This is a genomic window from Nonomuraea sp. NPDC050451 (genome assembly GCF_044458585.1).
Map to the genome: position 1 here is coordinate 1 of NZ_JBITHZ010000020.1, position 22,063 is coordinate 22,063.

Consider the following 22,063-nt stretch of genomic DNA (forward strand, 5'->3'; position numbering starts at 1 on the left):
GCCGGTGCCCATGGTGATGTTGTAGCGGGCGGTGAGGGGCCAGCGGGTGTGGTCCTGGGCGATGACGGCGGTGCGCAGGCGCAGGTGTTCGGGGTCGACCTGGCGCAGGTCGGTGTCGTCCCAGCGGACGGTGCCGGTGTCGGGTTCGTACAGGCCGGACAGGATTTTGGCGAGGGTGGTCTTGCCGGAGCCGTTCTCGCCGACGAAGGCGATGACCTCGCCGCGTTTGATCTCGATGGAGACCTCGCGCAGGGCGGGCTCCTCGGCGCCGGGGTAGGTGAAGGTGATGTCGGCGGCTGTGATGCGTTCGAAGCTCTCGGGCACCGACGCCTCGCGCGCGGCCGGGACGCGGCGTTCGGCGTCGGCGCAGAACTCCAGGAAGTCGGTGAAGTAGAGGCCCTCTTCGTAGAGGCGGTTGGTGGCGTACATCAGGTTGGCCAGCGAGGACTGGGCGGACCTGATCGCCAGGACCGCGGTGCCCGCCACCGCCAGCGGGATCGCGGCCAGGGCCAGGAGCACGCCGAGGGCGACGTAGACGAGGGCGGAGCCGAGGCCGCCGAGGGCCTCGCCGACCAGGCGGGCGAAGGTCTGGCGCCGGGCGAGCCTGAGCAGGACCTCCTGCTCGGCCTTGGCCACGGCGTCGTACATGCGCAGCAGGAAGCCGCGCATGGTGAACGAGCGCACCTCGGCCGCCGGCTCGCGGTTGGCCAGCAGCTCCGCGATGATCCACTTGCGGCGGTTGGCGGGGATGAGGGCGTAGAGGGTGGTGTAGCGCATCTTGGCGCTGCGGACCGCCGCCCAGGCGTCGGGCAGCACCGCCAGCAGGAGGAGCGGGAGCAGCACCGGATGGAGCAGGCCCAGGACGCCGGCCACGGCCGCGATGCCGACCGCGGCCGTGACCACGTCGATGGCCGAGGTCACCACCGAGTCGGCCATGGCCACGCCGCGCAGTCTGGCCCGCTGCAACGCGTCGTGGAACTCCGGGTCGTCGTAGGCCACGAGCTCCACCCGGCTGGTCAGCCCGTACAGGCGCTCCTCGGTGAGCCGGCTCACCTGGGGGTCGAGGCGGGACTGCGCCCAGCCCGCGCCGGCCTGCACGCCGGTGCGGAGCGTCGCGGCCACCCCGACCAGGGCGAGGCTGGGCAGCGCGGCCAGCACGCGGTCGGGGGTGGGGCCCTCGCTGAACAGGGCCGTCAGCACGCCGGTGGTCGCCAGCAGGCCGAAGGCCGTGAAGACGCCGCCGAGCAGGTTGAGCGTGATCGTGGCGAGGGTGTCGCGCGAGCTGGCCCGCCAGGCCATGCGCATCGCCTGCGCCACGAGCGACGGCAGCCGCCTGGCGATGGTCAGGAATCCGACCTCCGCCAGCTTGTCCTGATGGGCGTGCCAGTCGGAGAAGGAGATCTCACCGAGTTCGAGCGGCTCATCGGCCATGACTTGAGTGTGCCCACGGGCACTGACAGATCTCCATCGATTATGTCTGGGCGCGCGGCGTAGTTGGTGACACACTCACAGTGATGCTGTGATTCGCCGACTTCAGCGACCTGCCGGCCGAGCCGAACGCGTTCGTGGGCCGGGAGTCCGATCTCGATGAGCTCGTCCATCTGATGCGCGTCTCCCGGGCCGTGACCCTCTGCGGCGCGGGCGGCATCGGGAAGACCCGGCTGGCGCTGCGGCTCGCGGCCAGGGTGGGCCCCGACCACCCGGGGGGCGTGTGGCTGATCGAGCTGGCCGACCTGGAGAAGGGCGAGCTGAGAGGGTACGTCGCCGCCGCGCTCGGCATAGCGGGCGACCTCGCCGAGTCGATCGCGGGCCGGCGCGCGCTCCTGGTGCTCGACAACTGCGAGCCCGTGATCGGGGAGTGCGCGGAGCTGTGCCGTGACCTGCTCGGCGCCTGTTCCGGGCTCACCGTGCTGGCCACCAGCAGGGAGCCGCTGCGCGTGCCCGGCGAGACCGTGTGGCGGGTGCCGCCCCTGTCGGTGGACGCGCCGGTGGATGGGCCGGTGGACGGGCCGGTGGGCGGGGAGGAGAGCGAGGCCGTGCGGCTGTTCGTGGCCAGGGCCACCGCCGCCCGGCCCGACTTCGAGCTGACCGACGAGAATCGGCCGCTGGTCACGGAGCTCTGCCAGGCGCTCGACGGCCTGCCGCTGGCGATCGAGCTGGCCGCCGCCATGGTGCGGGTCCTGTCCGTGCGCCAGCTCGTCGAGCGGCTGGACGACCGGTTCAGGCTGCTGGCGGGCGGGGCGCGTACGGCTCCGGCCCGGCACCGCACGCTCAGGGCCGCCGTGGACTGGAGCTACCGGCTGCTCTCCCCGCAGGAGCGGCTGCTGCTGCGCCGCACGGCCGCCTTCCGCTCCTCCTGGACGCTCGATCTGGCCGAGGCGGTCTGCTCGGGGCCGGGCCTGCCCGAGGAGGACGTACTGCTCAGGCTGTGCGACCTGGTGGACAAGTCGCTGGTCGCACTCGACGGGGAGATCGCCGGTCAGGCGCGCTACCGGCTGCTGGAGACCGTACGGGACTACGCGCTGGAGCAGCTCGCCGAGTCCGGCGAGGAGACGGAGCTGCGGCGCAGGCACCTGACGGCGCTGGCCGCGATGGCGAGCGGGTTCAAGGAGGCGATCGCGCCGGGAGCACGCACGTCGTGGCCGGTGATCGAGCGGTACGTGAACCTGTTCGACGCACTCAAGGTCGAGGTCGGCTCGGCCTGCGACTGGTCGATCGCCATCGGCCTGCCGGAGACCGCGCTGGGCCTGCTGACCGACCTGCGCTACCTGCTGGTCGGCAGCGGCAGGAAGCTCGACATGGCCGAGCGGCTCGACCGGCTGCTGGCCCTCGACGTCCCGCAGGTGCGGCCGGCGCTGCGCGGCCAGGCCACGATCCTGCGCGGCGAGCTGGCGCTGGCGGCGGGCGACCTCGAACTTGCCACGTGGTGCACCCGCGCCGGGCTCGACCTGTGCAGGGCCGCCGACGACGCGTACGGCGAGGCCGTCGGCACGATCGTGCTCGCCCAGCTCACCGGCAAGCCCGACACCCTGGCCCGCGCGCTGGAGCTGGCCAGGCGCTCCGGCGATCTCATCCTGGAGTCGCTGGCCCAGGGCACCCGGGCGCAGTTCGGCCTGCACCACGGCCGTCTGCGGGAGGCGCAGCGCGGGTTCGAGGAGGTGCTGGCGATCAACGAGGGGCTCGACAACCACGTCGGCCGGTCCTTCGCCCACATCGGGCTCGCCCAGGTCGCCAGGCGTTCGGGCGACCTCGCGACGGCCAAGCGGCACTACGAGTCGGGGCTGAGCCTGCTGCGGCACGTGGACGCCAGGCAGCAGATCGTGAGCTGCCTGGCCGGGCTCGGCAAGGTGGCGCTCGACCAGGGTGACCTGTTGGAGGCCAGGACCAGGTTCACCGAGGCGCTGGTGCTCAGCCGCGACGCGGGGCTGCGGGCGGGCATCGCCAGGCGGCTGGAGGAGTGGGCGGTCCTGGTCTCCGCCGAGGGCGACCACCGGCGCGCGGTCGTGCTGGCCGCCGCCTCGGTGGCGCTGCGCAGCCGCCAGCCGGACGCGCGTACGGAGGACGTCCTGCGACCGGCGCGGGCCGGGCTGGGCGAGGCCGTGGTCGGCATGTTGTGGGCCGAGGGCGCGGGGATGACCGCCGAGCAGGCCGTGGCGTGCGCCCTGGACGGCGCGCTGCCCGAACGCCCCGTCGAGCCGGTCCTGCCGGTCAACCAGGACAGCAGGCTCACGGCGAGGGAAAGCGAGATCGCCGAGCTGATCGCCAGAGGGCTCAGCAACCGGGCCATCGCCGACGAACTGGTCATCAGCCCGGCGACCGCCGCCCGCCACGTGGCCAACATTCTGTCCAAGCTGGGCTTCTCCACACGTACACAGATCGCCGCATGGGTGATCGAGAGCCGCTGATCCGCGTACCTCTCTACACATCACAGAGCCTGCCGGTTTACATCGTCGAATGGCCATGTCAGCGCATGTGCGGCACCCGTCTGCACACCTACCGTTGCTACGTGTGATCGGCCGCACCGCCTTTCCACCTTTGGCGGTGCGGCCGGTCCATCGGGGACGTCACGCGTCCGCACGGAGCTGGGCCTCCTCGGAGGGGTGGAGGTCCGGTTCCGGGCGCGTGGCAGCGGGCTCGAGTCGCGCAGGGCTCGGGCCCGCCCGCGGGAATGCACATCGGCCTACATACATCGGTGGATGCTGTGCATGCCCGGCGGCCGTACGTTGGCGGTCATGAAGCCTGCCGCCTCGACCACCGGGACCGTGATCCACGAGGTGTTCCGCCGGGCGTACGAGCGCGGGGAGCGGCCGGCGCTCGTCGATCTGCGCGGCGGCCACGTCTACGGCTACCGCAGGCTGGTGACCGAGGTGACCAGGGCGGCCTCGGGGCTCGTACGCAGGGGTGCGCGGCGCGACCAGGTGGTGGGCGTGCACGTCTCGACGGCCGGCGCGCAGACGCTGGCCGTGCACACCGTGCTCGCGGCGGGCGGCGTGGCTGCGCCGATCGACCCCGCGCTCGGCGCCGGGGAGATGGCCGCGTGGCTGCGGGCGTGCGACGCGCGCACCTTGATCACCACCCCCGACCTGGCGGAGACGGCGGTACGGGCCGCCGACGAGTCCCGGGTGCGCCAGGTCGTCTCGCTGGGTGCGGCGCTCGACACGATCGACTTCCGCGGCCTGTTCACGCTGGAGCCCACCCCGCTGCCCGCGCTCGACGCCAAGCGCCAGGACGCGCTGCTGACGGCGGACGGTCGCCGGATGTCCCACGCCGACCTGCTGTCCAGGATGGCGGAGCTCGACCTGCCCGTGGGCCTGGCCGAGTCCGACGTCGTGCTGACCACGTGGCCGCCCGACGGCCGGTGCGACCTGGTCGCCCTGGTCGGCCTGGGCGTGTCCAAGGGCGCGCTGGTGGTCGCCGCGGGCGGCGGAGATCCGCCCGGCACGAGCTACGACTTCAGCGTCACGGTGGTGACCAACCCCGAGGGCGGGCTCGAGCGCGTCCGCTGAGTATGCGGAGCTGTTATCCGCCCATCCCTTGACGCCGCGCGGCGGGAAGTGGGTAGATGGCCGTTGGTTGACAACGTTGTCAAATCACCAACTTCGGGGGCTTCGAAGGGATGGTGTGCGATGCGACGGTGGTTAGCGACCGTCTCGATCTCGATCGTGAGCGCGTTGAGCCTGGTGGCCTGCGGTGGCGGCGGAGGGGGACAGGCGTCCCAGTCTCCGGCTGCGAGCGGTGGCGGCGGGGAGAAGAAACAGGTTGAGGTCTTCTCCTGGTGGACGGGCCCCGGTGAGGCCGACGGCCTCCAGGCGATGAAGAAGATCTTCGAGCAGCAGAATCCGAACTACACATTCTTCGACGCCGCCGTGGCGGGCGGCTCCGGTGACAAGGCCAAGGCGTTGCTCCAGTCGAAGCTCCAGGCCAACACCCCGCCCGACACCTTCCAGGGACACGCGGGCGCCGAACTCCAGGGCTACATCAAGGCCGGCAACCTGGAGGACCTGACCTTCCTCTATGACGAGCTGAAGCTGAAGGACGTCTTCCCCACGCAGCTCGTCGAGCAGATCAGCGTCGACGGCAAGATCTACTCGGTGCCGGTGAACATCCACCGCTCCAACGTGCTGTGGTTCAACCCGGCGGTGCTCAAGGACGCCGGCGTGGCCGCCGCGCCCAAGACGATCGACGAGTTCATCGCGGACCTGGAGAAGGTCAAGGCCAAGGGCAAGATCCCGCTGTCGATCGGCTCCGAGTGGACCGTAACCCACCTGCTGGAGAACGTGCTGCTCGGCTCGATGGGCACCGACGCCTACAACGCGCTGTTCAAGCCGGGCGCCGACTGGAGCAGCCCGCAGGTGACCAAGGCGCTCGAGAGCTTCGCCAAGATCATGTCGTACGCGGGCGACCCGCAGGACGACTGGCAGCCGGCCGCCAAGCAGGTCGCCGACGGCGAGGCCGCGTTCAACATCATGGGCGACTGGGCGTACGGCTACTTCCACAACCCGCCGGAGGGCGGCCTGGGCAAGACGTCGAAGACGGACTTCGACTGGGCGCCGGCTCCCGGGACCGGGGGCACGTACATGTGGCTGTCCGACAGCTTCACCCTCCCCAAGGGCGCGAAGAACCGTGACGGCGCCACCGCCTGGCTGAAGGTCGCGGCCAGTAAGGAGGGCCAGGACGCCTTCAACCCCAAGAAGGGCTCCATCCCCGCCCGCAAGGACGCCGACCAGGCCCTCTACACCGACTACCTGGCCGACGCGCTGAAGGACTGGTCGAGCAACAAGCTCGCCGGGTCGATCCAGCACGGCGTCTCGGTCAACCAGCCGTGGCTGGCGGCGATCACCGAGTCGGTCGGCCTGTTCATCGGCAGCAAGGACGTCAAGGCCCTGCAGCAGGGGCTCGCCGACGCGGCCAAGTCCAACGCTCAGTAGCGATGTGCGGCGGGCGTCACCCGGCGCCCGCCGCGCCCGTGGGAGGGAATGCTTGTGAGGCGGGCACGCACGTGGCTGCCCGGACTCCTCCTCGTCACGCCGTCGATCATCCTGATCGGCGTCTTCGTGTACGGCATGCTCGGCTGGAACTTCCGGCTGGCCATGACGGACAAGCACGATGAGGTGTCCGAGGGGAAGTTCGTGGGGCTGCAGAACTTCATCGACATCTGGGACCAGCCGCGGTGGCACCTCTCGGTGAACCACGCGATCGTCTTCACGATCGTGTTCGTGCTGGGCGCGCTCCTGCTCGGGTGGCTGCTGGCGTTCCTCATGGAGAAGGGGATCAGGGGCGAGGGGACGTTCCGGGCGATCTACCTGTTCCCGATGGCCATCTCGTTCGTCGCGACCGGCATCGTGTGGCGGTGGCTGATGAACTCGGGGACGGGGGAGCGGGCGGTCGGCCTGAACCGGCTGTTCGACTGGATCGGGCTGCCGCAGTGGCAGTGGTTCAGGGATCCGGACTGGGGGATGGCCGCGATGGCGATCCCTGCAATCTGGCAGATGTCCGGATATGTCATGGCGTTGTTTCTGGCGGGCTTCCGCGGGGTGCCCGAGGAGCTGCGGGAGGCCGCGCGGGTGGACGGCTGCACCGAGTGGGGCGTCTACCGGCACGTGGTGCTGCCCCTGCTGCGGCCGGTCACCCTGTCCGCGCTGATCATCCTGGGGCACATCTCGCTCAAGGTGTTCGACCTGATCGTGGCGGTGTCGGGCAAGCAGATCATCACGGACGTGCCCGCGGTGTTCATGTGGGTGGCGGTGTTCGACTCGCACGACCCGGCCAAGGGCGCCACGATCGCCTCGTACATCGTGCTGAGCGTGGCGGTCTTCGTGATCCCGTACCTGATCTGGTCCGTGCGTGCGGAGCGGCGAACGGTCAGGCCCGAGAGCGGTAGCTCGCGTGGCCAGCGAGGGCCAAGTGAGCGCGACCATGAACAGGAGAGGCGCTCATGACGGCGGTGGCCACGCGCCGGACGGTCTTCCCGTGGGTGCGGTTCGGACTGCTGATCCTCTTCGTGGTGATCTTCCTGATCCCCATCTACGTGCTGCTGGTCACCAGCTTCAAGCCGCTCACCGAGGCCGACCCCGGCCAGGCGTGGAACCTGCCGCGGACGTGGACGACCGAGGCGTGGCGGGTGGCCTGGGAGAAGCTGGCCCCGGGCCTGTGGAACAGCGTGCTGCTGGCCGTGCCGGGCTCGCTGCTGTCGTGCGCGCTCGGCTCCATGAACGGCTACGTGCTGTCCAAGTGGCGCTTCCCTGGGGCGGACGTGCTGTTCACGCTGTTCCTGTTCGGCATGTTCATCCCGTACCAGGGGGTCATGATCCCGCTGGTGCAGCTGCTCGTGGGGCTGAACGAGCTGACCGGGCTGCAGGGCGTCTTCTACGGTGGCATCCCCGGGCTGGTGCTGGCCCACGTCGTGTACGGGATCCCGATCTGCACGCTGATCTTCCGCAACTACTACGTCACGATCCCCGACGAGCTGATCGAGGCCTCCCGGGTGGACGGGGCGGGCATGCTGCGGGCGTACTGGTCGGTGGTGCTGCCGGTGTCGGCGCCCGCGATCGCGGTGGTCGTCATCTGGCAGTTCACCTCGCTCTGGAACGACTTCCTGTTCGCCGTCTTCCTGACCGGGCCGACGAGCTGGCCCACGACCGTGATGCTGAACAACATCGCCGGTGCGCAGGCCACCCCGTACAGCCAGCAGATGGCGGCGGCCATCCTGTCGTCGATCCCGACGATGCTGATCTACGTGCTGCTGGGCAGGTTCTTCATGCGGGGGCTGATGGCGGGAGCGCTCAAGGGGTAGCCCCCGTCACCGCCGCTTCCCGCCGTACTTCGGCGGGGTCCTTTCGGGAGGGGAGCGGCGGTGACGGCCCTACTCGGCGGGCGCGGTGGGTGTCAGGCGGTGGCCACGTGGGACAGGGGCTCGCCGCGTACGTAGCGGGCCACGTCGGCGGCCACGATCGAGGCCGCCTTCATGGCCGTCTGCTTGCTGGCCCCGGCCAGGTGCGGGGTCATGATCAGGTTCGGGGTCGTGAGCAGGCGCGAGCCGGCCGGGATGGGCTCCTCCGGGAAGACGTCCATGGCGGCCCCGAACAGGTGGCCCGACTCCAGGGCGTCGCACACGGCGTCGTAGTCGACCAGCGCGCCCCTGGCGCAGTTGACCAGGACCGAGCCGCGCGGCATGGAGGCGATCTCGGCCGCGCCGATCATGCCGTTGGTCTCGGGGGTGGCGCGGGCGTGCAGGGAGACGAAGTGGGAGCGCCGGAGCAGCTCGTCCAGCTCCACCCGGCCGGGCACGTCCACGTACGGGTCATAGACCAGGACCGCCGCGCCGAAGCCTTCGAGCATGCGGGCCACGCGGCGGCCGATGGCGCCGTAGCCGACCAGGCCGACCGTGTTGCCGTCCAGCTCGGGGCCGACGTTCTCGTACATGTAGTAGTCGCCCCGCCACACGCCCCCCGCCAGGTCGTTGTGCGTCTGGGGGATCCTGCGGGTGGCGGCCAGCAGCATGGCCAGGGTGTGCTCGGCGGTGGCCACCGCGTTGCGGCCGGGCGCGAACGTCACCGCCACGCCCGCCGCCGTGGCCGCCTCCAGGTTGGCGTTGACGGGACCGCCCCGGCTCACGCAGAACAGCCGCAGGTCGGGGGAGGCGTCCAGGACCCGCTTGGTCAAAGGGGCCATCTGGGTCACGCAGACCTCGACGCCGCGTAGCGCCTCGATCAGCTCGTCCTCCACGTCCGAGGCCTCGTCCACCTCGCCCACCCGGCCGAACGGCTCGACCGGCCACGGCAGCGTGAGCTCGCTGATGTCCAACTCGCCGGGGACCTCACGCCTGAGCGCGTCGATGAGCAGGCGGTTCTGGACGAAGTGGTCGCCCGCGGCAAGCACTCGGATGGTCAACGAACGGCTCCAATCGGGGAGTTGTACTGCAGCATCGCGGCCCGCCGCCCGGCACGCAGGCGCAGCTCGGTCAGGGCACAGTTGTCCAGGCGCGGGAACAGCCGCCGGTACTCGCCGAGCGGCACCCCGATCAGGCGGCACAGGGCGAGCCTGATGGCGGTCGTGTGCGCGACCACGAGCACGCGCCCGTCGGGGTGGGCGGTGGCGATGTCGTCGAGGGCGGCCACGAACCGGTCGGCGGCCAGGTGCGGGTCCTCGCCGCCGGGCAGCGGGTGACCGGCGGGGTCGGACTCGAACGCGGCCCGTGCCTCGGGGAAGCGGGCCGCCATCTCGGCCGAGGTCAGGCCCTCGCCCTCGCCGAAGTCGAGCTCGCGCAGCCTCGGGTCGGTCCGGAGCTCCACCCCCGCCTTGTCGGCGCCGGCCGCGGCGGTGATCCGGGCCCGGCTGAGCGTGGAGGCCCACACGGCCGCCAGGCCCGCCTGACCGGCCCACTCGGCCAGCTGGGCGGCCTGGGCGTGCCCGCGCGGGGTCAGCTCGATGTCGCTGATCCCCGCGTAGCGGTTCTCGGCGTGCCAGACGGTCTCGCCGTGGCGGACCAGGACGAGGTCGGTCATCGGGCGGTCCTCTCGCGTGCGTGCCGGGCGGCGGCCGGGTCGAGCCAGCCGCGCCCTTCCAGCTCGGTGACGAAGCGCAGGTAGGGCTCCGTGAGGTCGGCTCCCGACGGGTCGACGACCGCGCGGGTCCTGATCATCCGGTCGGGGTCGCCGCCCGCCAGGACGGCCATGCCCAGGGCGGGCTCGGCGTTCTCCCGCAGCGTCACGGGACGTCCCAGGACGTCCGCCCTGAGCCGGGTCCAGTACGCGCTGCGGGTGGCGCCGCCGGTCAGGATGATCTCGCCGTCCACGGGGGCGCCGAGGAGGTCGAGGTAGTCGAAGCAGAGGCGCTCGACGAAGGCCGCGCCGAGCAGGATCGCCGCGTAGCGCTCGACGTCGTCGGCCGGGCTGCCGAGCGTGAACCCCTCGGCGCCGGGGGCGTCGAACGGGAAGCGCTCGCCCCGCGAGACCAGCGGGTAGGTGACGCTCGCGGGCGGTCCCGGGCGGTCGGCGGCCTGGGCGCTCAGCGCGTCGAGGTCGCGGCCGGGCAGGTCGCGGGAGAGCACGCCGGCGCCGGTGCTCGACGCGCCGCCCGGCAGCCACGAGCCGTCCGGCGCGCGGTGCGAGTAGACGACGCCGAGCGGGTCGTGGATCAGCTCCTTCGTCACGCCCTTGAGCACCAGTGTCGTGCCCAGCACCGAGTTCCAGCTCCCGACCCGGGTGGCGCCCGCGCCGAGCTGGGCCGCGCACCCGTCGGTGGTCCCGGCGATCATGGGAGTGCCCGCGGGGATGCCGGTCTCCTCGGCGGCGGCCGCGCAGACCACGCCCAGCCGGGTGCCGGGCCGTACGACCTCGGGGAGCATTTCCGCGGGCACGTCCAGGGCGTCCAGCACCTCGGACGGCCAGCGCTCCTCGATGAGGTCCACGCCGGTCTTGAGCGCGTTGCTGAGGTCGGTGGCCACCTCGTGGCCGACGAGGCGCCGGTTGACGAAGTCGTTCTGGTGCGCGAGCCGCGCCCCGGCGGGGGCGTCCTGGAGCAGCCACAGGAGCTTGGGCAGCGCCCAGTTGGGCTGCATGCGCCGGTAGCCGAGCCGCTCCCACACGCGGGCGCCGACCTCGTTGGCGCGCGTGGCGTCGGCGCGCCGGTCGTCGTACATGAGCGCGGGCGTCAGCGCCCGGCCGTCAGGGCCGGTGAGCAGGATCGTTCCAGACGTGGCGGCCACGGCCACGCCCGCGACCCGCTCGGGCGGCACGTCGCGCAGCGCCTCGCGGGTGGCGGCGGCCAGCTCGCGCCACCACTGCTCGGGGTCCTGCTCGTGCCGGGGGCCGTCGCGGTGGCTGGTCAGCGGCCGGCTCGCCGTGCCGAGCACCTGCCCGTCCCCGGCGACGGCCATCGCCCGCACGCTCTGGGTCCCGAGATCGATGCCGATCCAAACACTCATGTACGGCCTCTCGAACGGTCGCGCATCTCGCCCAGCAGCGGCCACGAAGCCGCGTTCGCCGCGCGCAGGGTCAGGAAGTCGTCGAACAGCCCGTCGTAGAACGCCCGGCGGGCGGGGTCGGGCTCGACCGCGTCGCGCAGCCGTACATGGTCCGAGGCCGCGGCGGCGATCGACGGTGCGGCGCCCGTGGCGGCCAGCCCCACCAGGTACGCGCCCCGGGCCCCCACCTCGGCGTCGGCCGGGCGGCGTACGGGCAGCCCGGTGACGTCGGCGATCAGCCCGAGCCAGGCGGCGCTGGCCGCGCCGCCCCCGCACACGCGCAGCTCCGTGGGCGCGGCGCCCGTGGCGGCCAGGCAGTCGCGGATGACCATCGTGAGACCTTCGAGCGCCGCCCTGGCGACGTCCTCGCGGCCGTGCTCGAACGACATGCCCAGCAGCGAGCCCCTGGCCAGCGGGTCGGAGAACGGCGCCCGCTCACCGGCGGGCGACAGGTACGGCAGGAGCGTCAGCCCCCGCGCGCCCGGCCCGCTCAGCAGGGCCAGCTCGCCCAGCTCGGCCGGGTCGCTCAACCCCAGCATGCGGCACGTCCACTGCACCACCTCGGTGCCCGCGAACGTGGGGAAGGCCCGCAGGTAGCCGCCGGCCAGCGCGATCGTGATCCCGATCGGCTCGCCCTCCAGGTCGGCCGAGTCGACGATGACCTCGGTGCAGAGCGTGGTGCCGAGGATGCCGCACGCCTGACCGGCCCGCACCGCGCCCGCGCCCAGCGCCGTGGCGGCGATGTCGTACGGGGCCATCACGACCGGCGTCCCGGCGGGCAGCCCCACCGCGGCGGCCGCGGCCCGGGACAGCTCGGCGACGTGGCCGGAGCGGATCGGGGGCAGCAGCCGCTCGGCCCACTCCGTCCCGAACAGGCTCAGCAGCGAGGGGGAGTACGCCCGCGCCCGCAGGTCCATGAACGGCGCGGAGGCGTCGGACTCGTCGGCCACCAGCTCCCCGGTCATCCGCGCGAAGATCCAGCCGCCGCAGGTGAGCATGGCGCTCGACCGCTCCAGCCGCCCGGGGTCGTGCGCGCGCAGCCAGGTCAGGATCGCGTGCGGCAGCCCGGAGGCGGCCGACGAGCCGTTGAGCCGGAACGCCTCGGCCGCCGTCCCGGAACGGGTCCAGGCGTCCACGGCCGAGGCCGCCCTGGCGTCGTTCCAGAGGATCGCGGGCCCGGTCGGCTCGCCGTCCGGGCCGACCAGCCAGCAGCCGTCGCCCTGGGCGGTCACGGCCACGAAATCCACCCTGTCGTCAGTCGGGCCCACCTGGGCGGCGACCTCGCGCACCGTGGCGGCGACCGCGTCCCAGACGGCGTTCATGTCCTGCTCGGCGTGGCCGGGCAGGGGCCTGGAGACCACGGTCTCCCGCCGGGCGACGAACGCCTCCGCGCCCTCGGCGTCGTATCCGACCGCCTTGATGACCGTGGTGCCCGCGTCCACGCAGATGATCGCCATCAGGCCCTGCCGTGGGAGGTCCTCGACCGGCGCGACACGGAGTCGACGATCACGGCGAGCAGCAGGACCGCGCCGGTGACCACGAACCTGATCGACGAGTCGAGGTTGAGCAGGGTCAGGCCGCTGGAGATGGACTGGATGACGATGATCCCGAGCAGCGCGCCGAACGCGGTGCCGCGCCCGCCGAACAGGCTCGTCCCGCCGATCACGGCCGCCGCGATGGCGTTGAGGTTGACGTCGCCGCCGCCGCTGGACTGGTTGGCCGCCGCGAGCCTGGCCGCGGCCAGGATGCCGCCGACCGCGGCGAACGTCGAGCAGAGCACGAACACCGAGGTGTAGACGGCCCTGACGTTGATGCCGGCCCGGCGGGCGGCCTCCACGTTGCCGCCGACGGCGTAGACGGCCCGGCCCCACTTCGTCCGCGACAGCAGGTAGTGCATGATCAGCACGAGTCCCACGAAGAAGACGAACATCCAGCCCACGCCGCGCGTCTGGCCCAGGTACCAGACCACGAAGGCCAGCACGACCAGCAGCGCCACGCTCCTGACGGCCAGCGTGGACACGCTCCTGGCCGACAGCCCGGCCTTGCGCCGCTCCTGGGCATGCAGGTATCCGGTGACGAACAGCCAGACGGCCGCGACGACCGCGAACGTGTACGACAGCCAGGCCGGCACGAAGTCGAGCTGCGCGAAGTTCACCAGGCCCGAGTCGAAGGGCAGGTTGATCGACCCCTTGGTGCCCAGCACGTACAGCTGGAGCCCGAGGAAGGCGAGCAGGCCGGCCAGCGTGATCACGAAGCTCGGCACCCCGAACCGGTTGAACAGCTGCCCGTACACCCAGCCGATGACCGCGCCCATGATCACGGCCGCGGCGATGGCCAGCCAGACCGGCAGCCCCTGGCCCACGAACAGCACCGCGAGCACCGCTCCCGACAGCCCGCTGACCGAGCCGACGGACAGGTCGATCTGGCCCACCAGCAGCACGCAGACGATGCCGAGCGAGATGATGCCGACGGCGGCGGACTCCAGGGTGAGGTTCACCAGGTTCGCGCTGGACAGGAAGATCGGGTTCAGGACCTGGAGGACCGTCCAGATGACCACGAGCCCCACCACGACGGGGATGACGCCCAGGTCGCCGCCGCGGGCCCGCTCGACCACGTCGGCGAGCGCGCCGCGCAGTCCGTCGCGGTCCTGCAGCCGCTCGTCCTGGCGGTCCGTCGTCACTGTGCTCATGAGCCGTTCCCCCTCTGCGCACGCCGGGACACCACGTTGTCGGTGGCGCCGGTGATGGCGGCGATGATGTCCTCGGTGGAGACCTGGTCCACGTCGAACACGCCGTTGTTGCGGCCGAGCCGCAGCACGGCGACGGTGTCGGCGACGGCCTTCACGTCCGCCATGTTGTGGCTGATCATGATGACGCCCAGGCCGTTCTCCCGCAGCCGCTCGACCAGGTTGAGCACCTCGGCCGTCTGCGCCACGCCCAGCGCGGCGGTGGGCTCGTCGAGGATGATGACCTTCGGGTCGCCGAGCAGCGACCGGGCGATGGCCACCGTCTGCCGCTGGCCGCCCGACAGCGCCGCGACCGGCACCCGTACGCTCGGGATCTTCGCGGAGAGCTGGCGGAGCAGCTCCCACGAGCGGGTCTCCATGGCCACGTCGTTGAGACGCAGCGGGCGGATCTCCTGGCCGAGGAACAGGTTCTGGATCACGTTGAGGTTCTCGCAGAGCGCGAGGTCCTGGAAGACCGTGGCGATGCCGAGCTTGTGCGCGGCGGCCGGGGTGGGGATGTTGACCTCGTTCCCCTCGAACGTGATCGTGCCGCCGTCCGGCGGGTGCACGCCCGAGAGGATCTTGACCAGCGTCGACTTGCCCGCGCCGTTGTCCCCCACGACGGCGACGACCTGGCCGGCGGCGACGTCGAGGTCGATGCCGGTCAGCGCCGCCACCGCGCCGAAGGTCTTGCTGATCCCGCGCAGAGACAGGACGTTCATCACTTGATTCCGAGCTCGGCGCAGCCCTTGGCGTACTCACCGGTGCAGGCGTCGGCGGCCTTCATGATGCCGCTGTCGAACAGCACTTCCTTGATGTTCTCCTTGGTCACCACCGTGGGCACGAACAGCTCCGACGGGGTGTTGTAGAGCGTGGACTTGCCCGCGGGCTTCTTGCCCTGCATGAACTCCCACGCCACGTTCGCGGAGGCCTCGGCCACGATCTTGATCGGCTTGGAGATCGTGTTGTACTGGTCGCCCGCGATGATGCGCTGGGCGGCGGCCAGCTCGGCGTCGTTGCCGGTGACCGGCGGCACCTTCACGCCCGCGGCCTTGAACGCGGCGATCGAGCCGCCGCCGGTGCCGTCGTTGGCCGCGACCACGCCGACGATCTGGTCCTTGAACTGCGTGATCTGGCCGCTGACCCAGGTCTGGGCCTTCTCCGGCTGCCAGTCGGGGGTGTCGTACTCGGCCAGCAGCTTGAACCCGCTCGGGTCGATCGCGCTGTGGATGCCCTTCTTGATCAGGCCGGCCGCCGCGTCCGTGGGCGAGCCGTTGACCTGGAGGATCCCGCCCTTGGCGTTCTCCTTCTTCAGGTGGTCGACCAGGGACTGGGCGATCATGGCGCCGATCTTCTCGTTGTCGAACGAGATGTAGTAGTCGGCGGGCGTGGCCGGGATCGGCCGGTCGTAGGCGATGACCGGCACCTGCTGCGACTGGGCCGACTTGACGATGGTGGCCGCGGCGGCGGAGTCGACCGGGTCGATCACGATGGCCTTGACGCCCTGGGCGAGCGCGGAGTTGGCCTGTTGCTGCTGCTTGGCGGCGTCGGAGTCGGCGTTCTGGTAGATGACCTCGCAGGTCGGGCAGAGCTGCTTCATCTTGGCCTCGAACAGCGGCTTGTCCGCCAGCTCGTACCTGGTGGAGGCGAGGTCGGGCATGAGGAAGGCGACCTTGGCGTTCTGGACGGCGCCGCTGCCGCCGCCACCACTGGTGTTCCCGCCGGTCGAGCCGGAGCCGGAGCCGCACGCGGCCAGCACCGAGCCTGCGAGCACTGCCACTGCGGCGAACGCGGAGGTCCGCATCTTAGCTCTGTTCACGGGTTTCTTTCCTCACTTGCTACCGGGATTCATGACGCACTGCCCCCGAAACAGGACAATGCCCTCACAACCAGGCACATCCTGTGGTGCGGCTCACGGTAGCGCGGGTGCTGAAACTTTGTCCAGCAAAAATGTTCAGAGCTGGCGAGCGGCGGCCACCAGGCCCTCTGCCGTGGGGACATCCGTGACGAGCTGGTTGAAGTAGCCGCCCTTGGCGCCCGCGACGATGGACAGCACCTTCTCGGCGCCCACCGCGACCGCGATCGTGGCGGGGATGCGGCGCAGCTCCTCCAGCTTCGTGGCGACCAGGCGCTCGCTGCCCGGGTACGTGACGGGCTCGCCGTCGCGGTCGTAGACGCGCATGCACACGTCGCCCACGGCCTGGCGCAGGCTGTCGGCGTCGCGCGGCATGAGGGCGGGCGTCATCTGCCGCATCAGCGGGGCCGAGCCGACGCCGACGACGGCGCACTTGGCGTGCGCCCACAGGTCCATGACCCGGCGCACGGACGGCTCGTGCTGCAGCGAGTAGAACAGCTCGGGGCCGGGCAGGGCGGGCGCGTAGAGGTAGGCGGGCACGCCGCCGGCGCGTTCGGCCAGGATGCGGGTGGTCTCGTTGGTCTGGAACCAGGGCTGCGGCTCCTCCTGGCCGCCCACCGCGGGCGCGATCGTGACGCCCGGATACTGGCCGAGCCCCTCGCGGGCGCACTCGTAGACCGTGGTGCCGGACGAGACGAGCACGACGTCGCCGGACTCCAGCCCGACCGCCGCCAGCGCGCGGGTCACGGCGGGGGCCAGCCACGGGCCCAGCGTGGGGCCGCTGACCTTGGGGACGAGGAAGACGCGCTCCAGGTCGAGCGCCTGTGCCACCTCGGCGGCCAGCGGGCCGTCCTCGAGCGCGGCCGGCCGGTGCACCTTGATCTCGACGATGCCCTGCTTGCGGGCCTCGGTGAGCAGCCGGCTCACGGTCGCCCTGGAGACGCCGAGCCGCTGGGCGATGTCGCCCTGCGTGGCCTCCTCGATGTAGTACTGCTGGGCCGCCGCGTACATCAGCTCAAGCGGGAACCTGGCCTGCGTCTCTGGTGCGACGTCGGCGGCATTCATGCGCGCGCTCCTGTGAACATTTTTGCTGAACCGATGCGCAAACGACTATAGGCGGTGATGTCCCCGGGGGCCACTGCCGCGTTCTCCGCTGGAAAGGCTAGTCGCCATGACGACCTCTAGGCAGAGCCACTACTCTGTGCTTACGATCGACTGCGCAAAGTATTGCGCTGATGGGGGAGGGGCAATGTCCAAGGGGATGTTCGTCGCGGTGGCCGTCGGTCTGATCGCCGGGAACATGGCGCCACCCGCCGCGGCTGCGGCCACGGTCCTGCGCTGCGACACCTACGTGCACGCGCAGGACAACGACCTCGGCATCGCGTCCTGCACCAACCCCACGGGCCAGACCTGGAAGTTCCGGGCCGTGGTGGTCTGCGGCCGGGCGCCCGACGTCGTCGGCGAGTGGGTGACGCTCCCGCCGGGCGCGTCGGGGGAGTCGCGGGGATACTGCGGAGGCATCTTCACCAGCGGCGTGGGCGCCGTGGGCGTGGACGAGCGGGTCGTCTGACCGGTCAGCCCGGCGGGGGGAGTTCGCCGGAGCCGCGGGCGATGAGCCGTACGGGCAGCTCGATGTGCTCCGGCGGGCCCGAGTCGCCGCGCAGGCGGCGGAAGAGCAGCTCGGCCGCCACCCGCCCCATCCACGCCGGGTCCTGCGCCACCACGCTCACCCCCGGGGTCAGCAGGTCGGCCAGCTCGAAGTCGTCGAACCCCACCAGCGCCACCCGGCGCCCCGCCAGCGCGCGCAGCGCCGTCACGGTGTAGCGGCCGTTGCCGGTGAACAGGGCGGAGGGCGGATCGTCCAGGGCGAACATGCGGGCCAGGTCCGCGCGTACGCCCTCCAACGAGGGCGGTCGCATCGACACCAGCCGCTCGTCGAACAGTCCCCCGAGCGCCTGCCGGTAGCCGTTGAGCCGCTCGGCCGCGGTGAAGATCCCCGGGGCGTCGCCGAGGAAGGCGATCCTGCGGTGGCCGTGGCCCATGAGGTGGCGGATCGCCTCCTCGGCCCCGCCCAGGTTGTCGGCGAGCACCGTGTCCACGTCGATCCCCGTCCCCGGCGGCCGGTCGGCGAACACCACCGGCGTGCCGGCTTCCAGCTCGGGCCGCAGGTACGTGTGATCCTCGCCGGCGGGCACCATGATCAGCCCGTCCACCCGGCGCGCGCAGAACGTCTCGACCAGCTCGCGCTCCCTGAGCGGCTCCTCGCTCGACGAGCCGCTCAGCAGCAGGCAGCCGTGCTCGATGACGACGTCCTCGACGGCCCGGCTCAGACCCGAGTAGAACGGGTCCGCCACGTCCTCGATGACCAGCCCGACCGTGGCGGTCCTGCCCCTGCGCAGCACCGCCGCGCTCTCGTTGCGGCTGTAGCCCAGCCGCTCGATGGCCGCGCGCACCCGCTCGGCGGTGGCCGGGTGGACGCCGGGCTCGCCGTTCACGACGCGCGAGACGGTCTTGAGCGCCACGCCCGCCGCCGAGGCGACGTCCTTCATCGTCGGTCTCACGCCAGGATCATTCCTCACCTGGACCAGGCAGACAACGTTGTCAGGGGTTATGCGAGAGTGGTTCCCTATGTCGTTGAGATCTGCCGTGCTGGTGACCGGGTTCGTACTGGCCGCGCTCAACCTGCGCCCCGCCATCGCGGGTGTCTCCCCGCTCCTCGACGAGATCATGAAGGACGTGGGCCTGTCGCCCGCCGGCGGCGGCGCCGTCACCACGGTCATGGTGGTCTGCCTCGGGGTGTTCGGGCCGGTCACGCCGCTGCTCGCGCGGCGCCTCGGGCTCGACCGCACGCTGCTGGCCGGACTGCTGGTCATCGCGGCGGGCGTGGCGCTGCGCGGCCTCGACGGCGCGCCGGTGCTCTACCTCGGCTCCGCCCTGGCCGCCACGGCGATCGCCGTCATGAACGTCTCCATGCCCGCCGTCGTCAAGGAGCACTTCCCCACCCGGGTCAACCTGCTGACCGGCGTCTACGTCGCAGCGGTGGTCGCCGGCGCCACCCTCGCCTCCGGGCTGGTCATCCCCATCGAGCACGCCACCGGGTACGGCTGGCGCGGCGTCTCCGCGCTGCTCGCCGTGCCCGCCCTGCTGGCCGCGCTGCTCTGGCTGCCCCAGGCGCTGCGCAAGCAGAGCGGGGCGCAGAACGGGCCCAGGCCGTTCGGAGTGGTGATCAGGAGCCCCGTGACCTGGTCCGTGACCGCCCTCATGGGCCTGCAGTCGCTCACCTTCTACGTCATGCTGGCCTGGCTGCCGACGATCTTCCTGGAGGCCGGACTCCCCGCCGACCAGGCCGGCTACCTGCTCAGCCTGACGAACCTGGTCCAGGTCGTCACCTCGCTGGCGATCCCCGTGCTGGCGGGCCGGCGGGCCTCGCAGGTGCCGTACGTGGTCGGCGCCGGGGTGCTGACCGTGCTCGGCTACCTCGGCATGCTGCTGGCCCCCACGGCCGCGCCCTGGCTGTGGATGATCGTGCTGGGGATCGGCCAGGGCGCCTCGTTCGCGCTGGCACTGCTGATCATCGCGCTGCGGCCCGCCGATCCGGCCACCGTGACCGCGCTGTCGGCCGTGGCGCAGTCGGTGGGGTACGTGATCGCGGCGCTGGGGCCGTTCCTGTTCGGGTTCCTCAGGGAGGTCTCCGGCGGCTGGACGGTGCCGCTGCTGGCCGGGCTGGGGGTGCTGGTGGTGCAGATCACGGCTGGGTGGTTCGCGGGGCGGCCTGCTACCTTAGGTAAGGCTAACCTTTAGGGGGATTCAGGGTGCTGACCGAGACGCTCCAGCGGGTCGCCGACGCGCGTGGCGGGGTGCTGGGCGTCGAGCCTCGCCTGGTCATCGAGCCCGACAGCAGCTGGACGCCGGTCACCGAGCTGCTGCGGGAGCCGTACGCGGCGCTGCTCGGGCTGATCGACGAGACGGCCGCGCGCTGGAACGCGCCACGTCACGTCGGCGCGGCGCTGTTCTGGAAGACGTACGGCTACTGGCACACGATGCCCATGGCGCTCGGCTGGGCGCTGGACGGGCGGGTGCCGATCATGCGGCCGGCGGACACGTACTTCAAGGTGTCGGACGCCGGGGTGACGATCGCGGCCACGCGGGTGAGCTGGTCCGAAGGGGCCGCCGCGATCCGCGAGGCGCTCGCCGAGTCGCAGGCGCCGCTGGTGCGGGCCATCGGGGCGGTGGCGAAGGTGGGCGAGCGGACGCTGTGGGGATCCACGGCGGAGGCGCTCGCCCATCCGCTGACGTCGATCGTGCCGGGCGACTACATGCGGCTGCTGAAGGAGATCGGCCCGCCGGTCGACGGGCTGATCGAGCCCGCCGGCGACGGCTACTTCCGCAGGACCTGCTGCCTGTGGATCACACTGCCCGATGTAGAGCCCTGCGGAAGCTGCTGCGTGCTCAGGCCACCACCGCGTCGTCCAGCGGCCTGAGCTCGTCGGCGTAGCTCACCGAGACGCGGCGCATGACGCCGGTGCCGTCGATGGAGTACTGGCCGAGCCGCCACAGCGGCGGCGAGTAGGCGTGGATGGAGACGCTCTCGTCCACCGCGCCGTTGAGCCGGTGGATGTGGTCGGGCCCGAACGAGAACGACTGCCCCTCCGAGACCACGGTCTCCAGGTGCTCGCCGCCGATGCGCGGGTTGCACTCCAGGAGCGCGCCCTGCACCACGTGGACGGCGCCGGAGGAGATGTCGTGGTCGTGCCAGCCGGTGTCGTCCTCGGGGCGCCAGCAGAGCAGCCAGACGTCCACGTACGCGTCGCGGTAGAGCGAGGCGTAGTGCCTGCCGCCGTCCTCGGGGAACTCCACCTGGTCCCGCCACTCCTCTGGGTGGGCGGCCAGCTCGTTCACCAGGTCGCGTAGTTCGCGCCGGTCGAGCGCGCGCTCGGGCAACTGGGCACAGGTGCCCCCGTCCTGGATCTGCTTCGTGCTCACGTACGAGTCTCCCTTCTGGCTAGTAGACGACGGGGGTTTGCGACCCGGATGGCGTGGCCGGCGGCCGCGCCGAGTCCGGGCTCGGGTGCGGTGGCGTAGGGGGCGTCGGAGCCGTTGACGACGACGTCGATGCCCAGCTCGCGGACGATCGCGTCGATCGCCCGCGGGCCGTAGGAGGAGGTCTCCACGAAGAAGTTCGGATCGACCAGACCGCGGCTGCCACCGCCCCTGGCGATCAGGCGCTCGGAGTGCAGCGGGCCGAGCCCCGCGAGGAGGGCGAAGCAGACGCGCAGCTCCGGGTGCCTGGGGCGGACGACGGCGTGGAAGTAGTGCCAGGCGCTGTGCATCTGCTGGACGTACGGCACCACGGCGGGCCACCAGGGCGGCGTGCCCGGGGTCTTCGCGGCCGGGCCGGGGTGGACGAACAGCGGAAGGTCCAGGTCCGTCAGCACCTCGAGCAGGCCGTCGTCGGGCACGGCCGTCGCGGGGATCTGCAGCCCCGCGAAGCCGCGGCCGAGGTCCCGGGCCAGGCGCTCGGGGTCGGGCCGGCTGAGGCACGTGGACGCCCAGGCCCCGAACGGCTCGCCCAGCGCGAGCGCGCCGTCGTGGTAGGCGTCGATGACCTGCCAGGACTCCTCCGGCGGCAGGAACTCGACGCCCAGCGGGCTGGACGGCGACACCAGCGCCAGCTCCAGGCCGGTGGTGTCGCGGTGCTCGAGGTCCTGGGGGTCGATCTCGTACGGGGGCTCGTCGTCGAGGATCAACGTCCAGCCGTCGACGCGGGGAGGGGAGGAACGGGCGCGCAGGGCGTCGACGAGCGGGCGCGTCCAGACATGCTGATGGACGTCGATGCTCACGGCCTCCTCCTTCCCCTATTCCCTACTAACATTACAGGTAACCCGCCCCACCTTGCGACACTGAGCTGTGAAGCGTTTCAGTGATACGGTTCAGTGAACCGCTTCACAAGCCCGTTGTCAACGGGCTCGGGCGCCGCGGCCGCGGCCCGGAAACGCCGACCAGCCCGGTCTTCCCGGGT

20 protein-coding genes are annotated in these 22,063 nt (G+C 71.7%); 8 read left to right on the forward strand and 12 right to left on the reverse strand.

What is annotated here, in order from left to right; translation table 11 throughout:
• Window positions 1-1,431 (reverse strand): ATP-binding cassette domain-containing protein (locus tag ACIBI9_RS41865; protein ID WP_397231022.1); only part of this gene is annotated, 1,431 nt, incomplete at its 3' end.
• 173 nt (window positions 1,432-1,604) lie between these two features.
• On the opposite strand from ACIBI9_RS41865, the gene ACIBI9_RS41870 reads away from it, so the two are divergent.
• The 5 genes from ACIBI9_RS41870 to ACIBI9_RS41890 all read left to right on the forward strand — a co-directional run bounded on the left by ACIBI9_RS41870 (window position 1,605) and on the right by ACIBI9_RS41890 (window position 8,293).
• Window positions 1,605-3,905 (forward strand): ATP-binding protein, encoded by a 2,301-nt coding sequence (locus ACIBI9_RS41870; protein ID WP_397231024.1) that lies wholly within the window; start codon window positions 1,605-1,607, stop codon window positions 3,903-3,905.
• Window positions 3,906-4,232: 327 nt separating this feature from the next.
• Complete coding sequence (locus tag ACIBI9_RS41875; RefSeq protein WP_397231026.1) at window positions 4,233-5,006, forward strand: AMP-binding protein; 774 nt, start codon at window positions 4,233-4,235, stop codon at window positions 5,004-5,006.
• A 120-nt stretch (window positions 5,007-5,126) separates the two neighbouring features.
• Window positions 5,127-6,428 (forward strand): ABC transporter substrate-binding protein, encoded by a 1,302-nt coding sequence (locus ACIBI9_RS41880; RefSeq protein ID WP_397231028.1) that lies wholly within the window; start codon window positions 5,127-5,129, stop codon window positions 6,426-6,428.
• 48 nt (window positions 6,429-6,476) lie between these two features.
• Window positions 6,477-7,439 (forward strand): carbohydrate ABC transporter permease, encoded by a 963-nt coding sequence (locus tag ACIBI9_RS41885; protein ID WP_397231030.1) that lies wholly within the window; start codon window positions 6,477-6,479, stop codon window positions 7,437-7,439.
• A complete protein-coding gene (locus ACIBI9_RS41890) occupies window positions 7,436-8,293 on the forward strand; it encodes a carbohydrate ABC transporter permease (RefSeq protein ID WP_397231032.1) in 858 nt (285 codons plus the stop codon). Before ACIBI9_RS41885 ends, ACIBI9_RS41890 begins: the two co-directional genes overlap by 4 nt.
• Before the next feature lie 92 nt (window positions 8,294-8,385).
• Here the strand turns inward: ACIBI9_RS41890 and ACIBI9_RS41895 are convergent, their stop codons facing one another.
• The 8 genes from ACIBI9_RS41895 to ACIBI9_RS41930 form a co-directional block, all read right to left on the reverse strand.
• Window positions 8,386-9,390 (reverse strand): 2-hydroxyacid dehydrogenase, encoded by a 1,005-nt coding sequence (locus ACIBI9_RS41895; protein WP_397231034.1) that lies wholly within the window; start codon window positions 9,388-9,390, stop codon window positions 8,386-8,388.
• Window positions 9,387-10,004, reverse strand: coding sequence for a histidine phosphatase family protein (locus ACIBI9_RS41900; RefSeq protein WP_397231036.1), 618 nt, complete (start codon window positions 10,002-10,004; stop codon window positions 9,387-9,389). The genes ACIBI9_RS41895 and ACIBI9_RS41900 overlap by 4 nt, the downstream gene beginning before the upstream one ends.
• The gene (locus ACIBI9_RS41905) at window positions 10,001-11,425 is read right to left on the reverse strand and encodes an FGGY-family carbohydrate kinase (protein ID WP_397231038.1); all 1,425 of its coding nucleotides are present in this window, start codon (window positions 11,423-11,425) and stop codon (window positions 10,001-10,003) included. The genes ACIBI9_RS41900 and ACIBI9_RS41905 overlap by 4 nt, the downstream gene beginning before the upstream one ends.
• A complete protein-coding gene (locus tag ACIBI9_RS41910; protein WP_397231040.1) occupies window positions 11,422-12,921 on the reverse strand; it encodes an FGGY family carbohydrate kinase in 1,500 nt (499 codons plus the stop codon). The genes ACIBI9_RS41905 and ACIBI9_RS41910 overlap by 4 nt, the downstream gene beginning before the upstream one ends.
• Window positions 12,921-14,153 (reverse strand): sugar ABC transporter permease, encoded by a 1,233-nt coding sequence (locus ACIBI9_RS41915; RefSeq protein WP_397231042.1) that lies wholly within the window; start codon window positions 14,151-14,153, stop codon window positions 12,921-12,923. The genes ACIBI9_RS41910 and ACIBI9_RS41915 overlap by 1 nt, the downstream gene beginning before the upstream one ends.
• Window positions 14,150-14,911, reverse strand: a complete 762-nt coding sequence (locus tag ACIBI9_RS41920) for an ATP-binding cassette domain-containing protein (RefSeq protein ID WP_397231044.1) — start codon at window positions 14,909-14,911, stop codon at window positions 14,150-14,152. The genes ACIBI9_RS41915 and ACIBI9_RS41920 overlap by 4 nt, the downstream gene beginning before the upstream one ends.
• On the reverse strand, window positions 14,911-16,008 hold the full coding sequence (locus ACIBI9_RS41925; protein WP_397231046.1) for a sugar ABC transporter substrate-binding protein: 1,098 nt from the start codon (window positions 16,006-16,008) through the stop codon (window positions 14,911-14,913). Before ACIBI9_RS41925 ends, ACIBI9_RS41920 begins: the two co-directional genes overlap by 1 nt.
• Before the next feature lie 135 nt (window positions 16,009-16,143).
• Window positions 16,144-17,109 carry a sugar-binding transcriptional regulator gene (locus tag ACIBI9_RS41930; protein ID WP_397231048.1) on the reverse strand — a complete coding sequence of 322 codons (966 nt, stop codon included), beginning with the start codon at window positions 17,107-17,109 and terminating at the stop codon, window positions 16,144-16,146.
• Between the two features lie 184 nt (window positions 17,110-17,293).
• Here ACIBI9_RS41930 and ACIBI9_RS41935 point away from each other — a divergent pair, with 184 nt between their 5' ends.
• The gene (locus ACIBI9_RS41935; RefSeq protein ID WP_397231050.1) at window positions 17,294-17,614 is read left to right on the forward strand and encodes a hypothetical protein; all 321 of its coding nucleotides are present in this window, start codon (window positions 17,294-17,296) and stop codon (window positions 17,612-17,614) included.
• A 4-nt stretch (window positions 17,615-17,618) separates the two neighbouring features.
• Here the strand turns inward: ACIBI9_RS41935 and ACIBI9_RS41940 are convergent, their stop codons facing one another.
• Window positions 17,619-18,605, reverse strand: a complete 987-nt coding sequence (locus tag ACIBI9_RS41940; protein ID WP_397231052.1) for a LacI family DNA-binding transcriptional regulator — start codon at window positions 18,603-18,605, stop codon at window positions 17,619-17,621.
• Window positions 18,606-18,672: 67 nt separating this feature from the next.
• On the opposite strand from ACIBI9_RS41940, the gene ACIBI9_RS41945 reads away from it, so the two are divergent.
• Complete coding sequence (locus tag ACIBI9_RS41945; protein WP_397231054.1) at window positions 18,673-19,845, forward strand: CynX/NimT family MFS transporter; 1,173 nt, start codon at window positions 18,673-18,675, stop codon at window positions 19,843-19,845.
• A gap of 11 nt (window positions 19,846-19,856) precedes the next feature.
• The gene (locus ACIBI9_RS41950; RefSeq protein ID WP_397231055.1) at window positions 19,857-20,525 is read left to right on the forward strand and encodes a hypothetical protein; all 669 of its coding nucleotides are present in this window, start codon (window positions 19,857-19,859) and stop codon (window positions 20,523-20,525) included.
• Here the strand turns inward: ACIBI9_RS41950 and ACIBI9_RS41955 are convergent.
• Together ACIBI9_RS41955 and ACIBI9_RS41960 are read right to left on the reverse strand one after the other, a co-directional pair.
• Entirely contained in the window at window positions 20,494-21,027 is a 534-nt protein-coding gene (locus tag ACIBI9_RS41955) for a cysteine dioxygenase (protein ID WP_397231057.1), read from the reverse strand. The two genes, ACIBI9_RS41950 and ACIBI9_RS41955, sit on opposite strands and share 32 nt — an antisense overlap.
• Window positions 21,024-21,884: an amidohydrolase family protein gene (locus ACIBI9_RS41960; RefSeq protein WP_397231059.1), complete on the reverse strand. Its 861-nt coding sequence runs from the start codon at window positions 21,882-21,884 to the stop codon at window positions 21,024-21,026. Before ACIBI9_RS41960 ends, ACIBI9_RS41955 begins: the two co-directional genes overlap by 4 nt.
• Between the last annotated feature and the right edge of the window lie 179 nt (window positions 21,885-22,063).